This is a genomic window from Paraburkholderia sp. GAS334 (assembly GCF_050436625.1).
Classification (GTDB): domain Bacteria; phylum Pseudomonadota; class Gammaproteobacteria; order Burkholderiales; family Burkholderiaceae; genus Paraburkholderia.
In genome coordinates this window covers 431175-451634 of the sequence record NZ_JBNDMO010000001.1, presented here as the reverse complement: position 1 = coordinate 451634, position 20460 = coordinate 431175, and the positions used below count along the sequence as shown (strand labels likewise).

Below are 20460 nucleotides of genomic sequence, written 5' to 3'. Positions count from 1 at the left end.
CCGCGCTGAGAGAGAGATCGTGCCTGCCATCACCTGCATCGAGGATTTGCGTGTGCTCGCGCAGCGGCGTGTGCCGCGCATGTTCTACGACTACGCCGACAGTGGCTCGTGGACCGAGAGTACCTATCGCGCCAATGAAAGTGACTTCCAGCGCATCAAGTTGCGCCAGCGCGTGGCGGTCAACATGGCGGGCCGCAGCACGCGCACGGAGATGGTCGGGCAGGATGTCGCCATGCCGGTGGCGCTTGCACCAACCGGGTTGACCGGCATGCAACACGCCGACGGCGAGATTCTCGCGGCGCGCGCCGCGGAGAAGTTCGGCGTCCCGTTCACCTTGTCCACGATGAGCATCTGCTCGATCGAGGATGTTGCCGCACACACCAGCACGCCGTTCTGGTTCCAGCTCTACATGATGCGCGACCGCGATTTCATCGTGCGGTTGATTGAGCGCGCCCGGGCGGCCCGGTGCAGCGCCCTGATGCTCACGCTGGACTTGCAGATCCTCGGTCAACGTCACAAGGACATCAAGAACGGGCTATCGGCGCCGCCCAAACTAACCCTCGTGAACCTCATGAACCTGGCGACCAGGCCACGCTGGTGTCTCGGCATGCTCGGCACCCCGCGGCGCAGCTTCGGCAACATTGTCGGCCATGCGAAGGGCGTAGGCGATCTATCGTCCCTGAGCTCATGGACTGCCGAGCAGTTCGATCCGGCGCTGAGCTGGGCAGACGTCGAATGGGTCAAGAAGCTGTGGGGCGGCAAGCTCATCCTGAAAGGGATCATGGATGTCGAAGACGCGCGCCTTGCCGCCGACAGCGGTGCCGACGCGCTGATCGTCTCCAACCATGGCGGCCGCCAGCTCGATGGTGCGCCGTCGTCGATCTCCGCGCTCCCTGAGATCGCACGTGAGGTCGGCTCGCGCATCGAGGTGTGGATGGATGGCGGCATCCGCAGCGGACAGGACGTGCTAAAAGCCGTTGCGCTCGGCGCGAGAGGCACGCTGATCGGCCGCAGCTTCCTCTACGGTCTGGGTGCGATGGGCGAGGCCGGTGTTACGCAGTGCCTGCAGATCATCCACAAGGAACTGGACACCACGATGGCCTTTTGCGGGCACACCGACATCCGCCGTGTGAACGAGCGGATCCTGCTGCCTGGGACGCGTTGAAGACTGGCACGCGGCACCTGCGGCATGTTTCACCAACCCGGGGTCTAGAACTCATTAGCCGGCCGCCCCGGTTCGGCGGCGTATGCAGTCGACGTCGCGCTGCGGCCCTTCCCGCTTCACATCAGCCAGCCAGCTTCCTGAACGTTTCCAGCACGGCATCACCCTTGAATGGCTTCACAATCCAGCCCTTGACGCCCGCCGCCTTGCCGCGCTCCTTCATCGCCGGGCTGCTTTCCGTGGTCAGCATGATCACGTTCACCGAATGATTCGCGAGTTCGCCACGGATCTTCTCGACCATCGTCAGGCCGTCCATGTTCGGCATGTTGACGTCGCTGATCACGAGCCGGATGCCGGGGCTTGCCTTCAGTCGCGCGAGACCGTCCTTGCCGTCGACGGCCGTGTCGACATCCAGTCCGTTCTTCCGCAGAAAACCGGCGACCTCGTCGCGCACGGTGCTTGAGTCATCCACCACCAGAATTTTCGACATAACTTTTTCCTGTGACGTCAGTTGCAATGTTTTTCATTCGCCGTCGCGGCAACGTGTTTCAGAACAGTTCGAGTTCGCCGCTGGTTTCCTCGGCAGCAGCGACATCGGCGATGAAGTCGAGCGGCGCGTGCGCGCAGACGCAGACGGTCGCGCCAAGCTGAACAGCCCCGTTGATCGTGACCGCGAACGAGGACAGATACCCGGGCTTCAGCTCCTCCAGATGCGGCAGGCAGCGCGCGCTCAGCACATAGGGTGTCGACATGCCGAGATCCGGAAAATAGTGAAGCAGTTCCTGGTTCATTGCCCCGCAGCAGAGATTGCAGATCTCCAGGAACACTTCGCGAAACGATGGTCCGTCGGCGTTCCTGACGAAGTAATCGCGTGTGGTGTCGTCTTCATCGAAATGCAGCACCAGCAGCAGCCTGAACACGATCGATGAGATCGTCAGAACAACCACGTTATCCGCTGGCTTCCCCTGAGCGTGACCCTCGCCCACCGGAACGATTTCGCAGACGTCGCCCGCATCCACCGGCAGCCGTGCGCGGACCGCCTTGTAAAAAATGCGCTCGAAGCTTTCTTTCGCGTGGTGGCTGATCACGTCGAGGCCTGATCGAATCGCGACTGGAACTGGCTGGCCAGCGATGCGACGCTGCCAAGCGATGCCGTAATCATTTTTCCGCCGGCCTGAATGTCCTGGAACGTGCCGGTTGTCGTGAGATCGCTTCGATACAGGCTGTCGCGATAGCTCTTCGACAGTTCTTCCGAGCGCGCCGCCAGCGCTCGCACCTCGCTCGCCACGACCGCGAAGCCGCGCCCGGCCGGGCCAGCACGCGCGGCCTCGATCGATGCGTTCAGCGAGACGATCACCACATGCCTGACGATCGAAGACAGTTCCTGATTCTTCGCGTGCATGTCCTGGTTTTGCGTCATCAGCGAGATCATCTGTTCGTGCCAGCGCTCGAACGTCGCGCCCAGGCTCTTCAGACGCGAGGCTTCGCTGCCGATCTGTTCCGCGAGCGCGGCCCATTGATGCCGGTCTTCCGTCGCCGCGTGCATTGACGCGCGGATGTCTTCCGCTACGCCGGACTGCTGCGCGAGTTCTTCACGCAACTGTGCGACGAGCGCTTCGAGCTGCTGCTTTTCGTGCGCGCCCTGATCGATCAACGCGCGCTGCTGCGCGTCGGCGTTCGCGCGCGTCTCGATCTGCGCGTCTGTTTCGGATCGATGCCGCGCCCGCACATTGATGCTGTAGAGCCGGTGCGCCACGAATGCCAGCGCGCCGGTCACCGCCCCCCCGGCCAGTGCCGCCACACAATACTGTTCAATCACAACCTGTCCTTCTGAATTGCCATCGAGCGATAAGGAAAAAAGTCGCCAGCCCGGTGTTTCGGCTCAGTGTTCCGGCTCAGCTCGTGAGCGCGCCGGTCTGCAATGTGCTGACGTCGCGACGCGCATCCGTGCCGAGACTATCAACCGCAAGAGTGTCCGGCAGACACACGACCGTCTGAAACTGGCGGAAGTCAGCACCCTCGCGATCGTCCGTGAAATGCAGCTCGATGCGGCCGTTTTCGCGGGTGAGGAAATCCCGCACGGCATCCATACCGACGCCACGCCCAGATACTTCCGTGATCGCGTGCGCGGTCGAAAAACCCGGACGGAAAATCAGCTGTGCAATGGCTTCGTCGTCCAGTTTTTCTTCGGCGCCAACCCAGCCGCGCTCGATCGCGATGCCGCGGATACGCGCAAGCGCGAGGCCGCGGCCGTCGTCGCTGAGCGTGACCTGAAGCATGTCGTTGTCGACACCGACTTCAATATCAATAGCACCCGCCGGCAGCTTGCCCTTCGCGATACGCTCGTCGCCGGTTTCGATACCGTGATCGATCGAATTGCGCAGCAGATGCATGAATACGTTCCTCAACGTGCCGCCCGCCTGGCTACGCAGGCGATAGCCGTTGTCGTCGATGCGCACCACGGGCGCGACCTTGCCCAGTTCCTGCGCAAGCGAAGGCAACGAGTCGAGCACGCCTGCGAGCGACTCGCCCACGCTTTCCGTTCCCACCAGACGCAACGTCTGACGCACAGCGTCGCGCATCGAAATCAGGTCGTCGATACTCGCCACGTTCGCGGTTTCGAGGAGATGCAGGCTTTCGCGGATGTGCGCCCTGTCGACCATGAGATGGCGCTCGACATCGCCGCGGCGACCCGCACCCTTGCGTCCGAGGCTCACCTCGTTGATCGTCGCGTAACTCTCGATCGCTTCGCGCACACGCGACAGTTCCTGCATCAGGTCTTCCTGATCCCACGCGCGATCGGCATCGGCCTGGCGCAGTTCGTGATAGCGCTGCTCCGTTTCGTGTACGACGTTGGTCAGATACTGCAGGTTGTACGTGCGCGCATTGCCTTTGATCGTGTGCATGTTGCGGAACAGTTCGGCGATCGCCGCGCCATCCGCCTGCGAATGCTTGCGAATGATCCGTTCGTTCTCGCTGACGAAGCCTGCCGAACTCTCGATGAACTGATGGAACTTCTCTTCACTCACGGCAAGGATTTCGCCAATCATTTCCAGCCTGCGCTTCTGCTCGCCCGCTTCGGCGGCGAGCTTGCGCAATTCGGTGACGTCACGCACGCACAGCATCAGACGCACGATCGTGTCGGTGTCGTCGGTGATGGCAGACCAGCGGAGGTCGAGCGTCTTCACGCGACCATCGGGCATGCGGAGATTGATTTCGTTGACCAGCAGATGCTGGTTGAACGCGAAGTTGATGCAGTCTTCACCGAGGCACGCGTGAGCGGCGGCGTCGATCTGCGACAGGACGTCCGCGCCGAGATCCGTGCCGGCGAACACCAGATCCATCAGGCCGCGCCCTGCGATATCGTCAGTTTCGAAGATCGCTTGCAGATACGCCGAGTACTCGCTATGAATCACCGCGCCGTCGACGACGGTCAGAATGCCCTGCTGCATGTTCTGCAACATCGCCTGAATGTCGGCGGTTTTCTGCTTGAGCAACGCCGAGCTTTCCTGAATCTTTTCGATCATGCCGTTGAACGCGACGATCGAATGACCGATTTCATCCATGCGTCCCACCGGCACGCGACGCGTGAAATCCTGGCTCGACGCGATCTCGCTCATCATCGCCTGCATGCGGCTCAGCGGGCGGGTGATCTGTCGATAGAGCAGCGAACCGATCGACGTCAGCAGAATGACGGCAATACCCGTGACGATCGCGATCGCGGTAGTGGTGGTCGAAAGCGTGTTGTTGAGCGACGTGATGGCGTCGTCTTTCTCGCGGTTCTTTTCGACGCGTAGCGTCTCGACGATGCCTTCGAGTTCATCGCGATACTGCGCGACGTTGGCGAACAGGAAGGCCTGCGCGAGTTCGTTTTTGCCGGCGGCCTTCATCTTCGCCGTCTCGTTGATCGCCGCGAAGTAGTTCTCCAGGCTGTCTCGCGCCTGCGAAACCAGGCCTTTCTGCGCGTGACTGGCAGCCGCGCGATCCTGCACCGCGAGCGCGCGTTGCAGCGAGGCTTTCTTCGCCTTGAGTTCGTCCTGCGCCTGAGCGACCACGTTGCCGTCGGGTGCATAGACAAGCGTCATCGTAGCCAGCTGCACGTCCTTGACCTGCGAAACCAGATCGGCCGAAGCCAGCGTGCCTGGCACGACGCCTTCCGTCACCTGCCTGACCTCGGCGGCACTGCGCCGCGTCTGGTAGACGGCATAGCCGCCAATGGCCGACAACGCGACAAACATCAGAACTACCAACAGCGTAATGCGATGACGGATAGTCATGTACAACCCCCGGGGTCAACCAGCGTATCGGGTCCGCGTAACGGACACGTCGCCTTCTAGATATTTCGAATGGTCGAGCGCGGTGATTATTCGGGAGGGATGTGACGGATCGATGAATGACGGCAAACTATCGACATATAGTTCTCTTCTAACCGGCGTAGATTAAACACCTCTGCGCACGCAGCGATATTTTCATTGGGAGTGTCGTATGCCATCCAGACCGACATCGAAGGCAGCAGCGAAAGCGAAAACGAAGGCCAAAACGAAGCGGGAGACCAGCGAAGCCAGCGGCGAAACAGGAAGCCGGAAGCGCAAGCCGGTCGCCGCCCCTGCGGGCAAACAAACGACACGTGGATCGTCCGCCGCAACGCGTGACGCACTGAGCCCGGCCACGGCCCAGACGCCACTGGGCACCCGGATCCTGGCGCAGCCGGTCTTCGCGCAGCCGCAGCCCACCGCGGATCCGACCGTGTTTCGCGTCCCTCATCCGTCCGACGACGCCGCGTACAAGGAGATCGACAAACTCAATGCCGAGCACCAGCTCTTTCCATTACCGTTCCCGGCGCCAAGGGGCGGCGTCGAACCACGGCTTGCGCTGGCTGACGTGCTCGGCGGCAACACCCGGGCCGTAGACCGTATCACCGCAACCGGGCAACTCGTGTTTCATGCGACGGGCGATTGCGGGAACACGACCGGACCCAATACGCAGAACCAGGTAGCGGACAAGATGACCGCCGACTTCGCCGAGGCGAGCCCTGGCGAAGTCCCGCAGTTCTCGCTGCTACTGGGCGACGTTGTCTATAGCTTCGGCGAGGGCAAATACTATTACGACCAGTTTTACGACCCGTATCGCGACTATCCCGCGCCGATTCTTTCATGCGCGGGCAATCATGACGGGATGGTGTCACCCGAAGCGCACGCGACAAGCCTTGATGCATGGCTGCGCAACTTCTGCGCGCAGACGTTTGCGGTTACGCCCGAAGCAGGCGGTCTGTCGCGCACTGCGCAGATCCAGCCCGGTGTGTTCTTCACCTTCGATGCGCCGTTCGTGCGGATTCTGGCGCTATACAGCAACACGCTGGAAGATCCAGGCGTGATCGCGGACCCGCATATCGGCACAAGCCAGCTGGACTTTCTCGACGCGGCGCTCAAACGCGCCAAGACCGAACAGTTTGCGGGTGCGCTCATCATGGCGGACCATCATCCGCCGTATTCGGTGGGCGCTCATGCGTCGAGCGTGCAAATGCTTGAGCAGATCGACGAAGTGTGTCGGGCGAACGACGTCTGGCCGCATGCATTTCTGTCGGGCCACGCGCACAACTATCAGCGATTCACCCGCACGCGCCAGGCGGACGGTGCGCAGATTCCCTACGTCGTGTGTGGAAATGGCGGTCACGGCCTGATCAAACTCGCGAAACACGGCGCTCCGGCGCTTCGTGCACCGCAGGTCATCCAGGTTGCGTCCGCGACGACGGATCAGGTCGCACTGGAAAACTACGACGACAGCCACTATGGCTATCTGCGCGTCGTCGCGACGGCGACGCAGCTTCGCATCGAGTACCACCGTGCGTCGGATGGCGCGGCAGCAAAAGCACCCACCGACTACGTAACAGTCAGTCTCGCGGATCGGAGGATTGCCCACTTTGAGGCGCCGGATCTGGGGCGTTCACAGGCAGCGGCGGCCGCACGCGCAATGATGCGTAGTTAGGGCGAGCGCAATGGAAAGACGCCTGCGCGTCAGGCGAAGTCCGGTACGAGGACGGAAGGCGGCTCGAACGCGGCCCAGCGGGTCCAGCCGGGCCCCTGATCCGGCGCCTCGATCCGCACAGCACGCGAGCCGTCGACGAAAACAAGCGACTCGATGTTGAGCGCGCTGTCATCGGCCGCTTCGCCGACGCTGACGCGTCCCAATTGATGGGTAAAGTCGAGGTTGCCTTCGCGCAACAGGTTGAGGTATGCGTCGCGTCCGGCGCGCGCCGGCTTGCGATCCCATCGGTTTAGAAGTGTGGCTGCAATTTCGGCATCGAACATGCTGATCTCTCCTTGCCTGTGCGTCATGGCCACGCGAAAGGCATATGCGTCGGACGCTCGTTGTAAGACGCCCTCTGCAGTCGGGAAGACACCATTGATCGATCACTATACTTGAAATCCGGAAAAATGGTGCGACGCACAATACGTGTCACATCGCACCGGTTTTCCGCCCTTTTCTGGGGCAACCGCGCGGGCCGATGGTTACGGCACCGGCGGTTGCGTGAACAACGGATAAACGACCGTTGTCAGGCTGCCCGCATCACGACTGGAGAAACTCCAGCAGATCAGCGTTGACCTTGTCGGCCATGGTGGTACACATGCCATGCGGACCGCCGGCGTAGACCTTCAACGTGGCGTTGGGAATGATCTTCGCGGACAGACGGCCGGCCTCGTCGATCGGCACGATCTGATCGTCGTCGCCGTGCAGCACCAGCGCCGGTACGTCGAACTTTTTCAGGTCTTCGGTGTAGTCGACCTCGGAGAACTGCTTGATGCAGTCGTACTGCCCGCTGATCGCGCCGAGCATGCCCTGCGCCCAGAACGAATCGATCACGCCCTGCGACGCCTTCGCGCCCGCGCGGTTATAACTGTAGAACGGCATGGCCAGATCCTTGTAGAACTGCGAGCGGTCCTCCACGACGCTCTTGCGGATACCGTCGAACACGTCCATGGGCACGCCGTTGGGATGCGCCTCCGTTTTCACCATCAGCGGCGGCACCGCGCAGATCAGCACGGCCTTCGCGACGCGCTTCGTCCCGTGGCGGCCGATGTAATGTGCGACCTCACCCCCGCCCGTCGAATGACCGACGAGCATGGCGTCCTTCAGATCCAGATGTTCGATCAGCGCCGCGAGATCGTCCGCATAGGTGTCCATGTCGTTGCCGGTCCATGTCTGGCTGGAGCGGCCGTGTCCGCGGCGATCGTGCGCGATGACCCGAAAGCCCTTTTGGGCAAGGAACAGCATCTGCGCGTCCCACGCGTCGGCGGTCAACGGCCAGCCGTGCGAGAACACGACGGGGCGTCCCGTACCCCAGTCCTTGTAAAAAATCTCAGCGCCATCTTTCGTCGTGATCGTGCTCATGAAATGATCCCCTGAATGGATGCATCGGTGGGTGGATGAGTTGACCGTGGTCCTGCTGCCCATGCGGCAGGCCTCCAGAAAGACTAGCGCATCATTTTGATGTTGTCGCACTCGCTGCCAGACTGCCCGTGCGCCCATCAAGGCCGTTCTGATTTATCGTCCGTATTTGCACCGCACCGGCGTGGCAACGCCCGGCCCGACCGGCGTGTTGCAGATGCGACTGGCGGGTCTATAACAGTTATCCGGGGAATGACCTATGAGCGATCGTCACCAGCAGGACTTCCCGCACCGGCGCCATAACCACACTGCGACGTGGTGGCATGACCTTCTCCTGGTGTGGGGGCCCGCCACCGTGCTGGTCGCGCTCGCGGTCGGGCTCTTCATCTGGCTCGTCGATCCCGCGCCACCCAAAGTCATCGTCATGAGCGCGGGGCCGCAGGAAAGCTCGCTGCTGCCCGCCGCCGAGGCCTATCGCCAGATCCTCGCGCGCAACGGCATCACGCTGAAAGTGCTCACTTCCGATGGCTCCGTGCAGAACCTGCAACGCCTGCTGGATCCGAAACAGCACGTCGATCTTGCGCTCGTCCAGGGTGGCATCACCAATGGCGTGGATACGTCGTCGCTGATGTCACTCGGCAGTGTGTTCTACGCGCCCGTCGTGGTCTTCTATCGGGGAAAGGGCATAGACCGGCTCTCGGAGTTCGCGGGCAAACGCATCGCGATCGGCCGTGAGGGCAGCGGCACGCGTCGGCTCTCGCTCGCGCTGCTGCGGGCGAACGGCATCGAGCCCGGCGACGCGACGACACTGTTGCCATTCGACGGCGAGCAGGCCGCAAAACTGGTGGTGGAAGGCAACGCGGATGCCGCCATCTTTAACGGGGATTCAGCCTCGCGGGCAATGATGCTGCGGCTGTTGCGGGTGCCCGGCGTCTCCGTGATGGACTTTTCCGAGGCTGCTGCCTATACGCGGCTCTTTCCCTACCTGAACGAGATCGATCTTCCGCCGGGCGTGCTGGACCTCGGCCGGAAAATTCCGCCCGAGACCGTTCATCTGGTGAGCCCGACGGTAGAAATCGTCGCGCGCTCCAGTCTTCATCCCGCGGTCTCCGATCTGGTGATCGAGGCCGCGCAGCAGGTTCACGGCACCGCTAGCCTGTTGCAGCGCGCCGGCGAGTTTCCGAGCCCGATCGCGCATGAATACCGGATCAGCGAAGACGCCGCCCGGTACTACCGCTCCGGCAAGAGCTTCTTCTATCGCAGTATGCCCTTCTGGCTCGCGAGCCTCGCCGACCGGATGCTGGTCGTGCTGCTGCCCGCGCTGGTGCTGCTCGTTCCTGCGTTGCGCACGATTCCAGGGCTTTACCGATGGCGCGTGCGTTCGCGTATCTATCGCTGGTATGGCTCGCTGATCGCCATCGAGCGTGGCGCGCTGGCGAAGGCATCGGGCGCAGAACGCGACGCGCTGCTGAAAGAACTCGATCATATCGAGGAGAGCATCAACCGGCTCAAGATGCCGCTCGCTTACGCGGACGCGTTCTACGTGTTGCGCGAGCACGTCGGATTCGTGCGCTTCCGGCTGACGGGCGAGCGGCGGCCGGGCTTTGACCGCGCGTCGGGTTAAGCACAAGCATCAGGCGCATGAACTGGTGCGGGCGTTCCTGAAGAGCGGCGTGATGCCGGGTGTCGTGAAGGCGGCGTGATGTGAACTCACGCCTCATCACTATGCCGCACGCAGGACATCTCCCCGGATCTGGAAGAACGCGACCGCTTCGCGCAGCGACGCCGCCTGTTCGGCCATCGCCTGGGCCGCAGCCGATGCTTCTTCGACCAGCGCTGCGTTTTGCTGCGTGACTTCATCCATCTGGCCGACAGCCGTGTTCACCTGCTCGATGCCTGTGCTCTGTTCAGTCGAAGCAGATGAAATTTCCCCGACGATCTGCGTAACCTGCTGAACCGAGCGCACGATTTCCCCGATAATTTCGCCCGCGCCGTGGACGAGTTTCGAGCCCGCTTCGACACGCTCAGTGGATTGCCCGATCAAACTCTTGATCTCTCTCGCCGCAGCTGCGCTGCGTTGCGCCAGCGTTCGAACTTCGCCCGCGACGACCGCGAATCCACGCCCCTGCTCTCCGGCCCGCGCCGCCTCGACCGCAGCGTTGAGCGCCAGGATGTTGGTCTGGAACGCGATGCTGTCGATCACGCCAATGATTTCCCCGACCTTCGAGGAGCTTTCCGCGATACCGTGCATCGTCTGCACGACGTTGACCATCACATCGCCCCCACGCGCCGCCGTATCGGACGCACGCGCGGCGAGCAACGAGGCCTGCTTCGCGTTGTCGGAATTCTGACGCACCGTCGCGGTCAGTTCCTCCATGCTGGCCGCCGTCTCTTCCAGCGAAGCGGCCTGCTCTTCGGTGCGGGACGACAGGCTCAGGTTGCCGGCGGCGATCTGCGAACTGGCCGTCGACACCGCCTCCGCATTCTGACGCACGTTACTCACGACGTTCGACAGGCTGCCCTGCATGTCCATCAGCGCCGCCCGCAGCATGGCGATTTCATCCGAGCCCGGCGCATCGAACTGCGTGGACAGGTCGCCAACCGCGATGGTGCGCGCGACGCCCACCGCATGATCGAGCGGACGCGTGATCGTGCGACTGAACAGTACGGCGCCGATCAGGCCGCCGGTACACGCCACCAGCATCAGCGCGACGCTGATTTCCGACGCGCGCGCTGCATCGGCGGAGGTCGCGGCAGAGACGACGGCGCTTTCCGCTGCGATCTCGCGTGCAGCCTCTTCAAGCAGCCGCGCAGGCTCGCGATCAACGCCTGCGACAGCCGCGTCGCCCACCGTCGGGTCGAAGCCGGCGGCCTTGAATGCATCGAATCCCTTTCGATAACCGATGCCCATCGCGGCATGCGCGTTTGCGAACTGGTCGATCAGCGTGTGACTTTTGCCAGCCGGAAGCGCGGCCTGCAACTGTTTAACCCGCTCATCGACAACGCGTTCACGCTCACCAAAAGCGGTCCAGTATTTGTCGAGTTTCGCGGGGTCTTTGCCACGCAGGAGCGTGTCCTTCCATTCCTGCACCTGCAGCCTGAACGTCGTCAATGTCGAGGACACGACACGCTCGTTAGCCACATTCGACTGCACGGTCGTGTTGTATTGCCCGATCGACCGGTTCAGCGAAAAGATGCCGTACATGGCCCCCGCAAACATCAGGAAAAGTGCAGCGGCAAATGCCAATGGAAGTTTGATTGAGAGTTTCACGGTTCTCCTGATGAAGCATTGGCTGAAGCATGGGTGCTACAGGTAATCGGTTTTCGCATTCGTCTGCGGAATGCAGGCCGCGCAGGACATTTGCGGTCCCAATATGCGAGATGCGTACGCTTTTACGGCAGCGAATGGCTGCGCTTGAGCGAATCAGATTGCGCCCCGATTATTATTGTTTCGGCAGGATTTCCGCGGGTCCGCGGCTTGATGAAAGATCGACAGACGTTCGATGTCGTCGGCACGGAAATGTCAGTGATGCGCGAAGGCCTCTGCAACCCTTCGGATTCAACGCGCTGCAGCCGCCTCTGACACTATCGCCGCATTCGCGGCCCTGAAAACGACAAAAGCCCGCCAATGCGGGCTTTCGACTGTCACAACTGTTTTAGTCAGTTCGTATCAATGTACCACGTAGACCGGCGGCGAGTACGAGCTAACCGTCACTTCCTGACGCACGCCTGCCTGCGACGAACCAGTCGTCGACGGGCCGTAACCGCTGGTTTGTGCAGCAGCCTTTTGAGCGGAGACGCGGGCTTCCGCAGCCTGGATGTTGTCCGGATACGTGATCGAGTCGAGGTTCGGATTGTAGCCAGCCTTTTCCAGTTGAACGAGGTCAGCACGCACTTGAGCACGGGTGACAGGGCCGTTCGACTGTGCGAACGAAACAACCGGAGCGGTAAGCACGACAGCCAGAGCGACAGCCTTGATGAGCGATTTCATGATAACTACCTCCGAATAATTTGCCTTAACCGGGCTGCAAACCGGTGTGTTTGCAGCGATTGAGGCGAGTGTAGGAGCGGTAGTACCTCGGGATAAAGACCCTAAAGGCGAAATCACTGTTCTCGAAAACAGACCAATGGCACAGCCTTGCCTGGCGGGCCTTTCAGACGCATCAAGCCATGCTTGCGGAAGCCGGAGGCCAGCCGGAGACGTGTCAACCCGCCACGCGCCCTCATTCCGGCTTCGCAACGTGGCGTGTCGACTGCCTGACGATCAGCTTCGGCGGCGGCCCCTGCAGCATCGCGGGCATGGCATCGACGCGTCCCTTCTGCATCAGGCGGATCAGAAGATCGATGGACAGCCCGGCAATCTCGCTCGTATTGATCGCGACCGTGGTCAGCGCTGGACGCACCTGGTGTGCGAGCTGAATATCGGTGATGCCGATCACGGAGACATCCTCAGGCACCTGACGACCGAGCGACGCAAGCGCCTGCATCGCGCCGATCGCGAGCAGATCGTTCGTCGCGAAGATCGCCGTGAGGCCGGGCGTGTTCGACATCAACTGAATGCACGCTTCGTAACCCGCATCGATCGTGTCGCGGATCTGCAGCACCGCCGCATCGTCCGGTTCGATGCCCGCGGCACGCACGACCTCGCGAAAGCCATTCGCGCGCGCGTCCTGCAAACCGCCGCAGCCGTCGCCGACCAGCATGCCGATGTTGCGATGCCCGAGTTCCAGCAAATGCCCGGCCGCGAGCGCACCCGCGCGCGCGAAATCGACGGCAACGCACGGCAAACCTGGCGGCGATTCCGGGTGCTCCCACAGGCTCAGCACAATCGGCGCACCGATCGCCGCAGACGCACACAGTTCGTTGATCGCGATGTCGGTGTTCAACACGATCACGCCTTCAGCAAGGGTGCCGGCGACCTGGGTGAGATAGGCGCGGCCGGTTTCGGCATCGTCGTCGGTGTTGCAGACCATCAGGAAATAGCCTTCTCGACGCGCCGCACGTTCAGCCGCGAGCACGAACTCCGGATAGAACGGATTCGCGATATTCCCCAGCATCAACGCGAGCGTCGATGAACGGCCCTCTGCAAGCGCCCGCGCATTCAGGTTCGGCCGGTAGCCGAGTTCGCGGATTGCGCTCAACACGCGTTCGGCCGTTTCGGGACGCACCTTCTCGCGATTGCGCAGCACGTTCGAAACGGTTGCGGCCGTGACGCGCGCGCGGCGCGCGACTTCAGTCAACGTGACCATGACTGCCCGATCCGGGAAAACCCACAGGCATTGCCGATCCGCCATCCCATATTCAGGGAACCACAACCAGATGTTGCGCGGCTGGCGCAGCCTTTGTTAAGTTTCATGAAAATACTCCGGAGACAGACATCGTGATTTCAAATCCCAGTTCCGAATTTAAGCGCTTAAATGTCCGTACGGCAAGCACTTCGCCGATTTTTTTGCAGCGAAATTTAAGCGCTTAAATCGCAGGGAGCGAGCATGTCAGCGATCAATCTTACGAATGTCGAGAAGTCGTACGGCAACCATGTGCCGGTGATCCGGCGTCTGAATCTCGATATCGCCGAACACGAGTTCTGCGTTTTCCTCGGCCCGTCGGGCTGCGGCAAATCCACGTTGCTGCGGATCATCGCCGGTCTCGAAGATCTGAGCGAAGGCGACCTGCATATCGGCGGCACGTTGATGAACGGTGTCGCCGCTGCTGAGCGCGGCGTCGCGATGGTGTTCCAGAGCTACGCGCTTTTCCCGCACATGACGGTGTTCGAGAACATGGCGTTCGGGCTGCGTCTCGCGAAGACGCCAAAGGACATCATCGATCGCAAGGTGCGTGACGCCGCGCGCATTCTGCAACTCGACGCCCTGCTCGAGCGCCAGCCGAAAGCGCTCTCGGGCGGGCAACGTCAGCGCGTCGCGATTGGCCGCGCGATCGTGCGCGAGCCGGGCGTGTTTCTGTTCGACGAACCGCTCTCCAATCTCGACGCTGCGTTGCGCGGCCAGACGCGTATCGAAATCGCTCGCCTGCATCAGCGCTTTGCGCAGGCGAGCGTCGTCTATGTGACGCACGATCAGGTCGAAGCGATGACGCTCGCGGATCGCATCGTGCTGCTGCATGCAGGCGCTGATACACAACGGTTTGGCAGCATCGCGCAGGTGGGCGCGCCGCTCGAGCTTTATCATCGTCCGCGCTCGCGTTTTGTAGCGGGCTTCATCGGCTCGCCGCGAATGAACTTCATCGACGCACGCGTCGATTCGATCGAGCCGGGCCGGGTTGTCGTGAAGCTCGCGCAGGGCGACGGGAAGCTCGCGGTTCATGTCGACGGGACGCGTCTCGTGCGCGATCAACCTGTGACGCTGGGCATTCGTCCCGAGCACGTGCGCACCGATGGCGACGGTCAGTCGATTCGCGCTGTCACGACGCTTACGGAACAACTCGGCGAACACAGCTATATCCACGTCGATTACGCTGGCGGCGCACTTGTCTTCAAGGCCCCTGGCGATATATCGACACAGCCGGGCGAGCACATCGCGATACGCATTCCCGCTGACGCGTGCCATCTGTTCGACGCCGATGGCATTGCGCTCGAACGTACAGTCACGGGTTCGGCACTGCCCGTGCTTCAGGTTGCGTGAAGATTGCTTTAGGCATGCGCCGGCCGCAGAGCCGGCAGGATCGACCGTCCGCACGATGCGGCCGGCACACAACGTAGTCAAGGAGACAGCAGATGAAAACAAGCCGCTTTAGCCACTTGAGCCGCATTGCACACTGCGGGCCTGTCCGCCGTGCGACGCGTCTTTCCACCGCCGTCGCCGCGCTCGCGATGGTCACCGCCCTGCTATCCGGCGTGACGGCCGAGGCCGGCGAATTGAACGTCAACGTGTCGGCACGCGCCAACCAGCGCTCGACATGGCAGGACGCGTTCGACAAGTTCAAGAAAGCAAACCCGGACGTGGATCTGAAAGTGACGTACATCACCGAGGAAACGTACAAGGTGCAGATGGGCGGCTGGCTCGCCACCGATCCGCCTGATATCGTGTCGTGGCACGACGGCGAGCGCATGGCGTACTACGCGCAGCGCGGCCTGCTCGAAGACCTCTCGTCGGACTGGAACAAGAACGGCTGGAGCCAGCAATACGCTTCGGTGAAGGAAGCATCGACGTACAAGGGCAAACAGTATGCGGCGCCGCTCGGCTACGACGCATACGGCTTCTTCTATCGCAAGGATCTGTTCGAGAAGGCCGGCATCAAGGGTGAACCGAAAACGTGGGACGAGTTTCTCGACGCCTGCAAGAAGCTGAAAGCCAGCGGCGTCGCACCGATCGCCGTCGCCGCGCGCGACAGCTGGACGCTCGCCGCATGGTTCGACTATCTCGACCTGCGCATCAACGGCAATGCGTTCCATCAGAAACTGATGGCTGGCGATGTGCCGTACACCGACCCGCGCGTGAAGAAGGTCTACACGACGTGGAAGACGTTGATGGACGAGCACTACTTCATCGACAACGCGCTTTCCTACGATCTCGATTCGATCGCGCCGTTCCTCGCGAACGGCAAGGCTTCGATGATGCTGATGGGCACGTTCTTCTCCGCAAGCATTCCGGCTTCGATCAAGCCGGAAACCGGATTCTTCCGCTTCCCGGTTGTGGACGCCAACGTACCGACTGCCGAAGACGGCCCGGTCAACGTGCTGCTGGTTCCCGCGAAAGCAAAGAACAAGGCCGACGCGCGCCGCCTCCTTGCGTTCATGGAAACCCCGCAGATCAACGCGGATCTCGCACGCGGCTGGGGCCAGTTGCCGTCGAACAGCAAGGCAGCGGAACCGGATGATCCCATCTCGAAGGTCGGCTTCCAGACGCTTGCGGGCACAACAGGCGGCATCGCGCAGTTCTACGATCGCGACATGACGAAAGAAATGGCCGACGAAGGCATGAAAGCGATGCAGCAGTTTTATAGCGATCCGTCGCAACTCGATTCGCTGCTTACGCGACTCGAAGCGACGCGCAAACGCATCTACAAGAAGTAACGTCTTTGTGCAGGCGCCCCGACTCGCGGCCATCCGCGCGTCGGGCGCGGATTCAAGGCTCATCCGCATTCTCCGCGGACTTTACGAGACCATTCGAATGTCTACTTCAGCAGCCCGCACCCTGCCGGCGGCTCGGGGCCGGCGCGCGCCCAAAACGGTGCGACGACAGCACCGTGCAGCGTTTTTCTTCCTGCTGCCCGCGTGCGCGCTCTTCAGCCTGTGCGTGATCTATCCGGTCATCAACAGCATCTCGCTCAGCTTCTACGACTGGGATGGCATGACGCCGAAGACCTTCGTCGGCTTTGCGAACTATGTCGAGCTGTTTCATGCCGACGTGTTTTACGTGGCGCTGAAGAACAACCTGATCTGGCTTGCACTTTTCCTGCTCGCGCCGCCGCTTGGCCTGCTGTTCGCGCTGTATCTGAACCAGCAGGTCAAAGGCATGCGTCTCGTGAAGTCGCTGTTCTTCGCGCCTTTTGTATTGTCCGGCGTCGTGGTCGGCCTTGTGTTCAGCTGGTTCTACGATCCTACGTTCGGCTTGCTGAAGCTGATCATCGGACACGGCATTCCAGTGCTGGGCGATGCGCATACGGTCACGTTCGGAATCGTCTTCGCCGCGCTGTGGCCCCAAACGCCCTATTGCATGGTGTTGTATCTCACGGGCCTGACGGCAATCAATCCGGAAGTCGTCGAAGCCGCGCGCATGGAAGGCGCGAAAGGCCCACGGCTCCTGTGGCACGTGATCCTGCCGCAACTCAGGCCCGCTACGTTCATGGCCGTCGTGCTGACCGTAATCGGCGCATTGCGCAGCTTCGATCTGATCGCGGTGATGAGCGGCGGCGGCCCGTTCGACAGTTCCACCGTGCTCGCCTATTACATGTACGACCAGGCGATCAAGTACTACCGCGAAGGCTATTCGGCTTCGATTGCGGTCGTGCTGTTCCTGATCATGCTCGTCTACATCGTGTTCCACCTGCGCCGTATGTTGCGCGAAGAACGTTGATCTACGGAGACCTTCATCATGTATCCGCTTCCTGTCGATCGCTGGAAACCATTCAATCGCGCCTTATACAAGGCGTCGCTGCCGCTCGCACTGTTTGTCTGGCTGCTGCCGATGCTGGCCGTTCTTTTGACCTCGATACGCTCTTCTGAAGAGCTCTCGCAAGGCGATTACTGGACGTGGCCCAAACACTTCGCACTGTGGGACAACTACAGTTCGGCAATTACGCAGACGCCGATGCTTCACTACTTCGCCAACAGCGTGCTGATTACCGTGCCTTCGGTGCTCGGCGCGATCGTGCTGGCGTCGATGGCGGGCTTTGCGCTCGCGACGTATCGCTTTCGCGGCAACACGGCCGTGCTGTTTGCGTTCGTCGCGGGCAACTTCGTGCCGGTGCAGATCCTGATGATCCCCGTGCGCGAGATGGCGCTCAAGGTCGGTCTGTACAACACGGTATGGGCGCTTGTGATCTTTCACGTCGCATTTCAGACGGGCTTTTGCACACTGTTCCTGCGCAACTTCATCAAGCAGCTGCCGTTCGAGCTGATCGAAGCGGCACGCGTGGAAGGCGCGAGCGAGTGGACCGTCTATGCACGCATCGTATTGCCGCTCATTCGCCCTGCGCTTGCGGCGCTCGGCATCCTCGTCTTCACGTTTGTCTGGAACGACTACTTCTGGGCACTGTGTCTCACACAAGGCGATCAAGCCGCGCCGATCACCGTCGGCGTCGCAGCGCTTAAAGGCCAGTGGACGACCGCGTGGAATCTCGTCGCGGCGGGCTCCGTGCTCGCCGCGCTGCCTTCCGTCTTGATGTTCTTCGCGATGCAAAAGCACTTCGTCGCGGGCCTGACGTTCGGCGCAAGCAAAGGCTGACCGACTACTTTTACCTGAGAGAATCCTGATGCAGCTAGGTGTCTGCTATTACCCGGAACAGTGGCCCCAGTCGATGTGGGCCGACGACGCAAAACGAATGGTCGAACTCGGCATCACGCATGTGCGTATCGCCGAATTCGCGTGGAGCCGGATGGAACCGCGCGCCAATGAATACAACTGGGCATGGCTCGACGAAGCGGTCGATACGCTTGCTTCCGCCGGACTCAAGATCATACTCGGCACGCCGACAGCGTCGCCGCCGAAATGGCTGGTCGACGCGCATCCCGAGATCCTGCCCGTGCGCGCCGACGGCACGCGCTGGAACTTTGGTTCACGTCGCCACTATGACGTGTCGAGCAAGCGTTACCGCCACGAATGCGTGCGCATCGTCACTGCAATGGTGCAACGCTATGGACGGCATCCGTCGGTTATCGCGTGGCAAACCGACAACGAACTCGGCTGTCACGACACTGTGCCGAGCTATTCCGAGGCTGCGCTTACGCGCTTCAGGACATGGCTCGCACACCGCTACGAAACCGCTGACGCATTGAACCGCGCGTGGGGCAACGTATTCTGGAGCATGGAGTACGCATCGTTCGATGCGATCGAACTGCCGAACCTCACGCCCACCGACGCCAATCCGATTCATCTGCTCGACTTCCGCCGTTTCATGTCGGATGAAGTCGCCAGCTTTCATCGTGAACAGGCTGACGTACTGCGGCAATACGCGCCCGACGCTGACGTGCTGCACAACTTCATGGGCTTTTTCACGACCTTCGATCACTACCGGTTCGTCGAGAATGGTAGCGTCGATGTTGCCGCGTGGGACAGCTATCCGCTCGCACGCACCGAAGTCATCGCGTTGCCGGAAGAAGACAAGGCGCGCTACGCACGCACAGGCCATCCTGATGTCTCCGCGTTCGACCACGACCGGTATCGCGCGATCGGCGCGGGCCGCTTCTGGATCATGGAACAGGAAGCCGGTCCGGTGAACTGGGCGCCGTGGAATCCTGTCCCGGCGCCAGGCATGGTGCGGCTGTGGGCGTATGAGGCGTTTGCGCACGGCGCCGAACTGGTGTCGTATTTCCGCTGGCGTCAGTGTCCGTATGCGCAGGAGCAGATGCATTCGGGACTGAATCTGCCGGACAACCAGCTGTCGCCGGGCGGACTCGAAATCGCGCGTGCGGCAAAGGAAATAGCGGACTCGACGGTACTGTCCGATCTCGCGCCGGCATCACGCGCACAGGTAGCGCTCGTGTTCGACTATGAGACGCAATGGATGTTTGAGATCCAGCGTCACGGCAAGACTTTCGACTATCAGACGCTTGCGTTCGACTACTACCAGGCGCTGCGCGAAATGTCGCTAGACGTCGATATCGTTTCGCGCAACGCGGACTTTTCGCAATACAGGCTCGTGGTCGTTCCGAGCCTCGCTGTGATGACGGACGATCTCGTGGAGGCTATCGGGCGTTCGTCCGCGCAATGGGTGTTTGGACCGCGCAGCGGATCGCGGACCACGGAGTTCGCGATTCCGGCTGCGCTGCCGCCTGGCCTGCTGCAATCCGCGTTACCGGTTCAGGTGCTCGAAGTCGAATCGCTGCGTCCGACGCTGACGCCGGCGACCTCGATCAATGGCGTCGACGGAACCGCCGTCCATTGGCGCGAGCATCTTCAGCCGGGCGCTGAAACAAAGGTTCTGGCGAGTTTCGAAGATGGCTGGCCTGCTGTCGTGTCGAACGGGCGCGTGCGCTATGCGGGCGCGTGGTTCGATCACGCGCTGCATCGCGTGCTGCTCGAAGACGCCGCGCGCGATGCGCGTATCGAAATCGCGACACTGCCTGAAGGATTACGCTTGCGTCGTCGCGGCAACGTGACGTTCGCGTTCAACTTTGGACCGGACGTTATCGCTGCGCCCGCTCCGGTCAATGCGCGCTTTGTGCTCGGCGGACGCGAACTCCGCACGGCCGACGTATGCGCGTGGCTCGACGCGTAACGATGCGTCGCCGGCGT

17 protein-coding genes are annotated in these 20460 nt (G+C 61.7%); 8 read left to right on the top strand and 9 right to left on the bottom strand.

All coding sequences use genetic code 11. The features are described 5' to 3' along the window. Window positions 1-19: 19 nt before the first annotated feature. On the top strand, window positions 20-1165 hold the full coding sequence (locus tag P3T21_RS01990; protein WP_429254247.1) for an alpha-hydroxy acid oxidase: 1146 nt from the start codon (window positions 20-22) through the stop codon (window positions 1163-1165). A gap of 121 nt (window positions 1166-1286) precedes the next feature. Here P3T21_RS01990 and P3T21_RS01985 read toward each other — a convergent pair whose 3' ends face one another. The 4 genes from P3T21_RS01985 to P3T21_RS01970 all read right to left on the bottom strand — a co-directional run bounded on the left by P3T21_RS01985 (window position 1287) and on the right by P3T21_RS01970 (window position 5439). Continuing rightward, entirely contained in the window at window positions 1287-1652 is a 366-nt protein-coding gene (locus P3T21_RS01985) for a response regulator (protein ID WP_429254246.1), read from the bottom strand. A 58-nt stretch (window positions 1653-1710) separates the two neighbouring features. Continuing rightward, window positions 1711-2250: a hypothetical protein gene (locus tag P3T21_RS01980; protein WP_429254245.1), complete on the bottom strand. Its 540-nt coding sequence runs from the start codon at window positions 2248-2250 to the stop codon at window positions 1711-1713. After that, the gene (locus P3T21_RS01975; RefSeq protein ID WP_429254244.1) at window positions 2247-2981 is read right to left on the bottom strand and encodes a methyl-accepting chemotaxis protein; all 735 of its coding nucleotides are present in this window, start codon (window positions 2979-2981) and stop codon (window positions 2247-2249) included. Before P3T21_RS01975 ends, P3T21_RS01980 begins: the two co-directional genes overlap by 4 nt. Before the next feature lie 76 nt (window positions 2982-3057). Then, a complete protein-coding gene (locus P3T21_RS01970) occupies window positions 3058-5439 on the bottom strand; it encodes an MCP four helix bundle domain-containing protein (protein ID WP_429254243.1) in 2382 nt (793 codons plus the stop codon). Window positions 5440-5647: 208 nt separating this feature from the next. Here P3T21_RS01970 and P3T21_RS01965 point away from each other — a divergent pair, with 208 nt between their 5' ends. Further along, entirely contained in the window at window positions 5648-7147 is a 1500-nt protein-coding gene (locus P3T21_RS01965; protein ID WP_429254242.1) for a metallophosphoesterase family protein, read from the top strand. A 29-nt stretch (window positions 7148-7176) separates the two neighbouring features. Here P3T21_RS01965 and P3T21_RS01960 read toward each other — a convergent pair whose 3' ends face one another. Both P3T21_RS01960 and P3T21_RS01955 read right to left on the bottom strand, forming a co-directional pair. After that, on the bottom strand, window positions 7177-7470 hold the full coding sequence (locus P3T21_RS01960; protein WP_429254241.1) for a hypothetical protein: 294 nt from the start codon (window positions 7468-7470) through the stop codon (window positions 7177-7179). Window positions 7471-7729: 259 nt separating this feature from the next. After that, window positions 7730-8551, bottom strand: coding sequence for an alpha/beta fold hydrolase (locus P3T21_RS01955; protein WP_429254240.1), 822 nt, complete (start codon window positions 8549-8551; stop codon window positions 7730-7732). 256 nt (window positions 8552-8807) lie between these two features. Between P3T21_RS01955 and P3T21_RS01950 the strand changes: the two genes are divergently transcribed. Further along, complete coding sequence (locus tag P3T21_RS01950) at window positions 8808-10172, top strand: TAXI family TRAP transporter solute-binding subunit (protein ID WP_429254239.1); 1365 nt, start codon at window positions 8808-8810, stop codon at window positions 10170-10172. A 99-nt stretch (window positions 10173-10271) separates the two neighbouring features. On the opposite strand, the gene P3T21_RS01945 is transcribed toward P3T21_RS01950, so the two are convergent. The 3 genes from P3T21_RS01945 to P3T21_RS01935 all read right to left on the bottom strand — a co-directional run bounded on the left by P3T21_RS01945 (window position 10272) and on the right by P3T21_RS01935 (window position 13797). Beyond that, complete coding sequence (locus P3T21_RS01945; protein WP_429254238.1) at window positions 10272-11819, bottom strand: methyl-accepting chemotaxis protein; 1548 nt, start codon at window positions 11817-11819, stop codon at window positions 10272-10274. 399 nt (window positions 11820-12218) lie between these two features. Beyond that, entirely contained in the window at window positions 12219-12539 is a 321-nt protein-coding gene (locus P3T21_RS01940; RefSeq protein ID WP_429254237.1) for a DUF4148 domain-containing protein, read from the bottom strand. Window positions 12540-12771: 232 nt separating this feature from the next. Continuing rightward, complete coding sequence (locus P3T21_RS01935; RefSeq protein ID WP_429254236.1) at window positions 12772-13797, bottom strand: LacI family DNA-binding transcriptional regulator; 1026 nt, start codon at window positions 13795-13797, stop codon at window positions 12772-12774. A 240-nt stretch (window positions 13798-14037) separates the two neighbouring features. Here P3T21_RS01935 and P3T21_RS01930 point away from each other — a divergent pair, with 240 nt between their 5' ends. The 5 genes from P3T21_RS01930 (at window position 14038) to P3T21_RS01910 (ending at window position 20443) form a co-directional block, all read left to right on the top strand. Next, window positions 14038-15186, top strand: a complete 1149-nt coding sequence (locus P3T21_RS01930) for an ABC transporter ATP-binding protein (protein WP_429254235.1) — start codon at window positions 14038-14040, stop codon at window positions 15184-15186. Between the two features lie 188 nt (window positions 15187-15374). Next, the gene (locus tag P3T21_RS01925) at window positions 15375-16577 is read left to right on the top strand and encodes an ABC transporter substrate-binding protein (RefSeq protein ID WP_429254510.1); all 1203 of its coding nucleotides are present in this window, start codon (window positions 15375-15377) and stop codon (window positions 16575-16577) included. A gap of 97 nt (window positions 16578-16674) precedes the next feature. Further along, window positions 16675-17580 (top strand): carbohydrate ABC transporter permease, encoded by a 906-nt coding sequence (locus P3T21_RS01920; protein ID WP_429254234.1) that lies wholly within the window; start codon window positions 16675-16677, stop codon window positions 17578-17580. 18 nt (window positions 17581-17598) lie between these two features. Next, window positions 17599-18450: a carbohydrate ABC transporter permease gene (locus P3T21_RS01915; protein WP_429254233.1), complete on the top strand. Its 852-nt coding sequence runs from the start codon at window positions 17599-17601 to the stop codon at window positions 18448-18450. Window positions 18451-18478: 28 nt separating this feature from the next. Further along, window positions 18479-20443, top strand: a complete 1965-nt coding sequence (locus P3T21_RS01910) for a beta-galactosidase (protein WP_429254232.1) — start codon at window positions 18479-18481, stop codon at window positions 20441-20443. Window positions 20444-20460 lie beyond the last annotated feature (17 nt).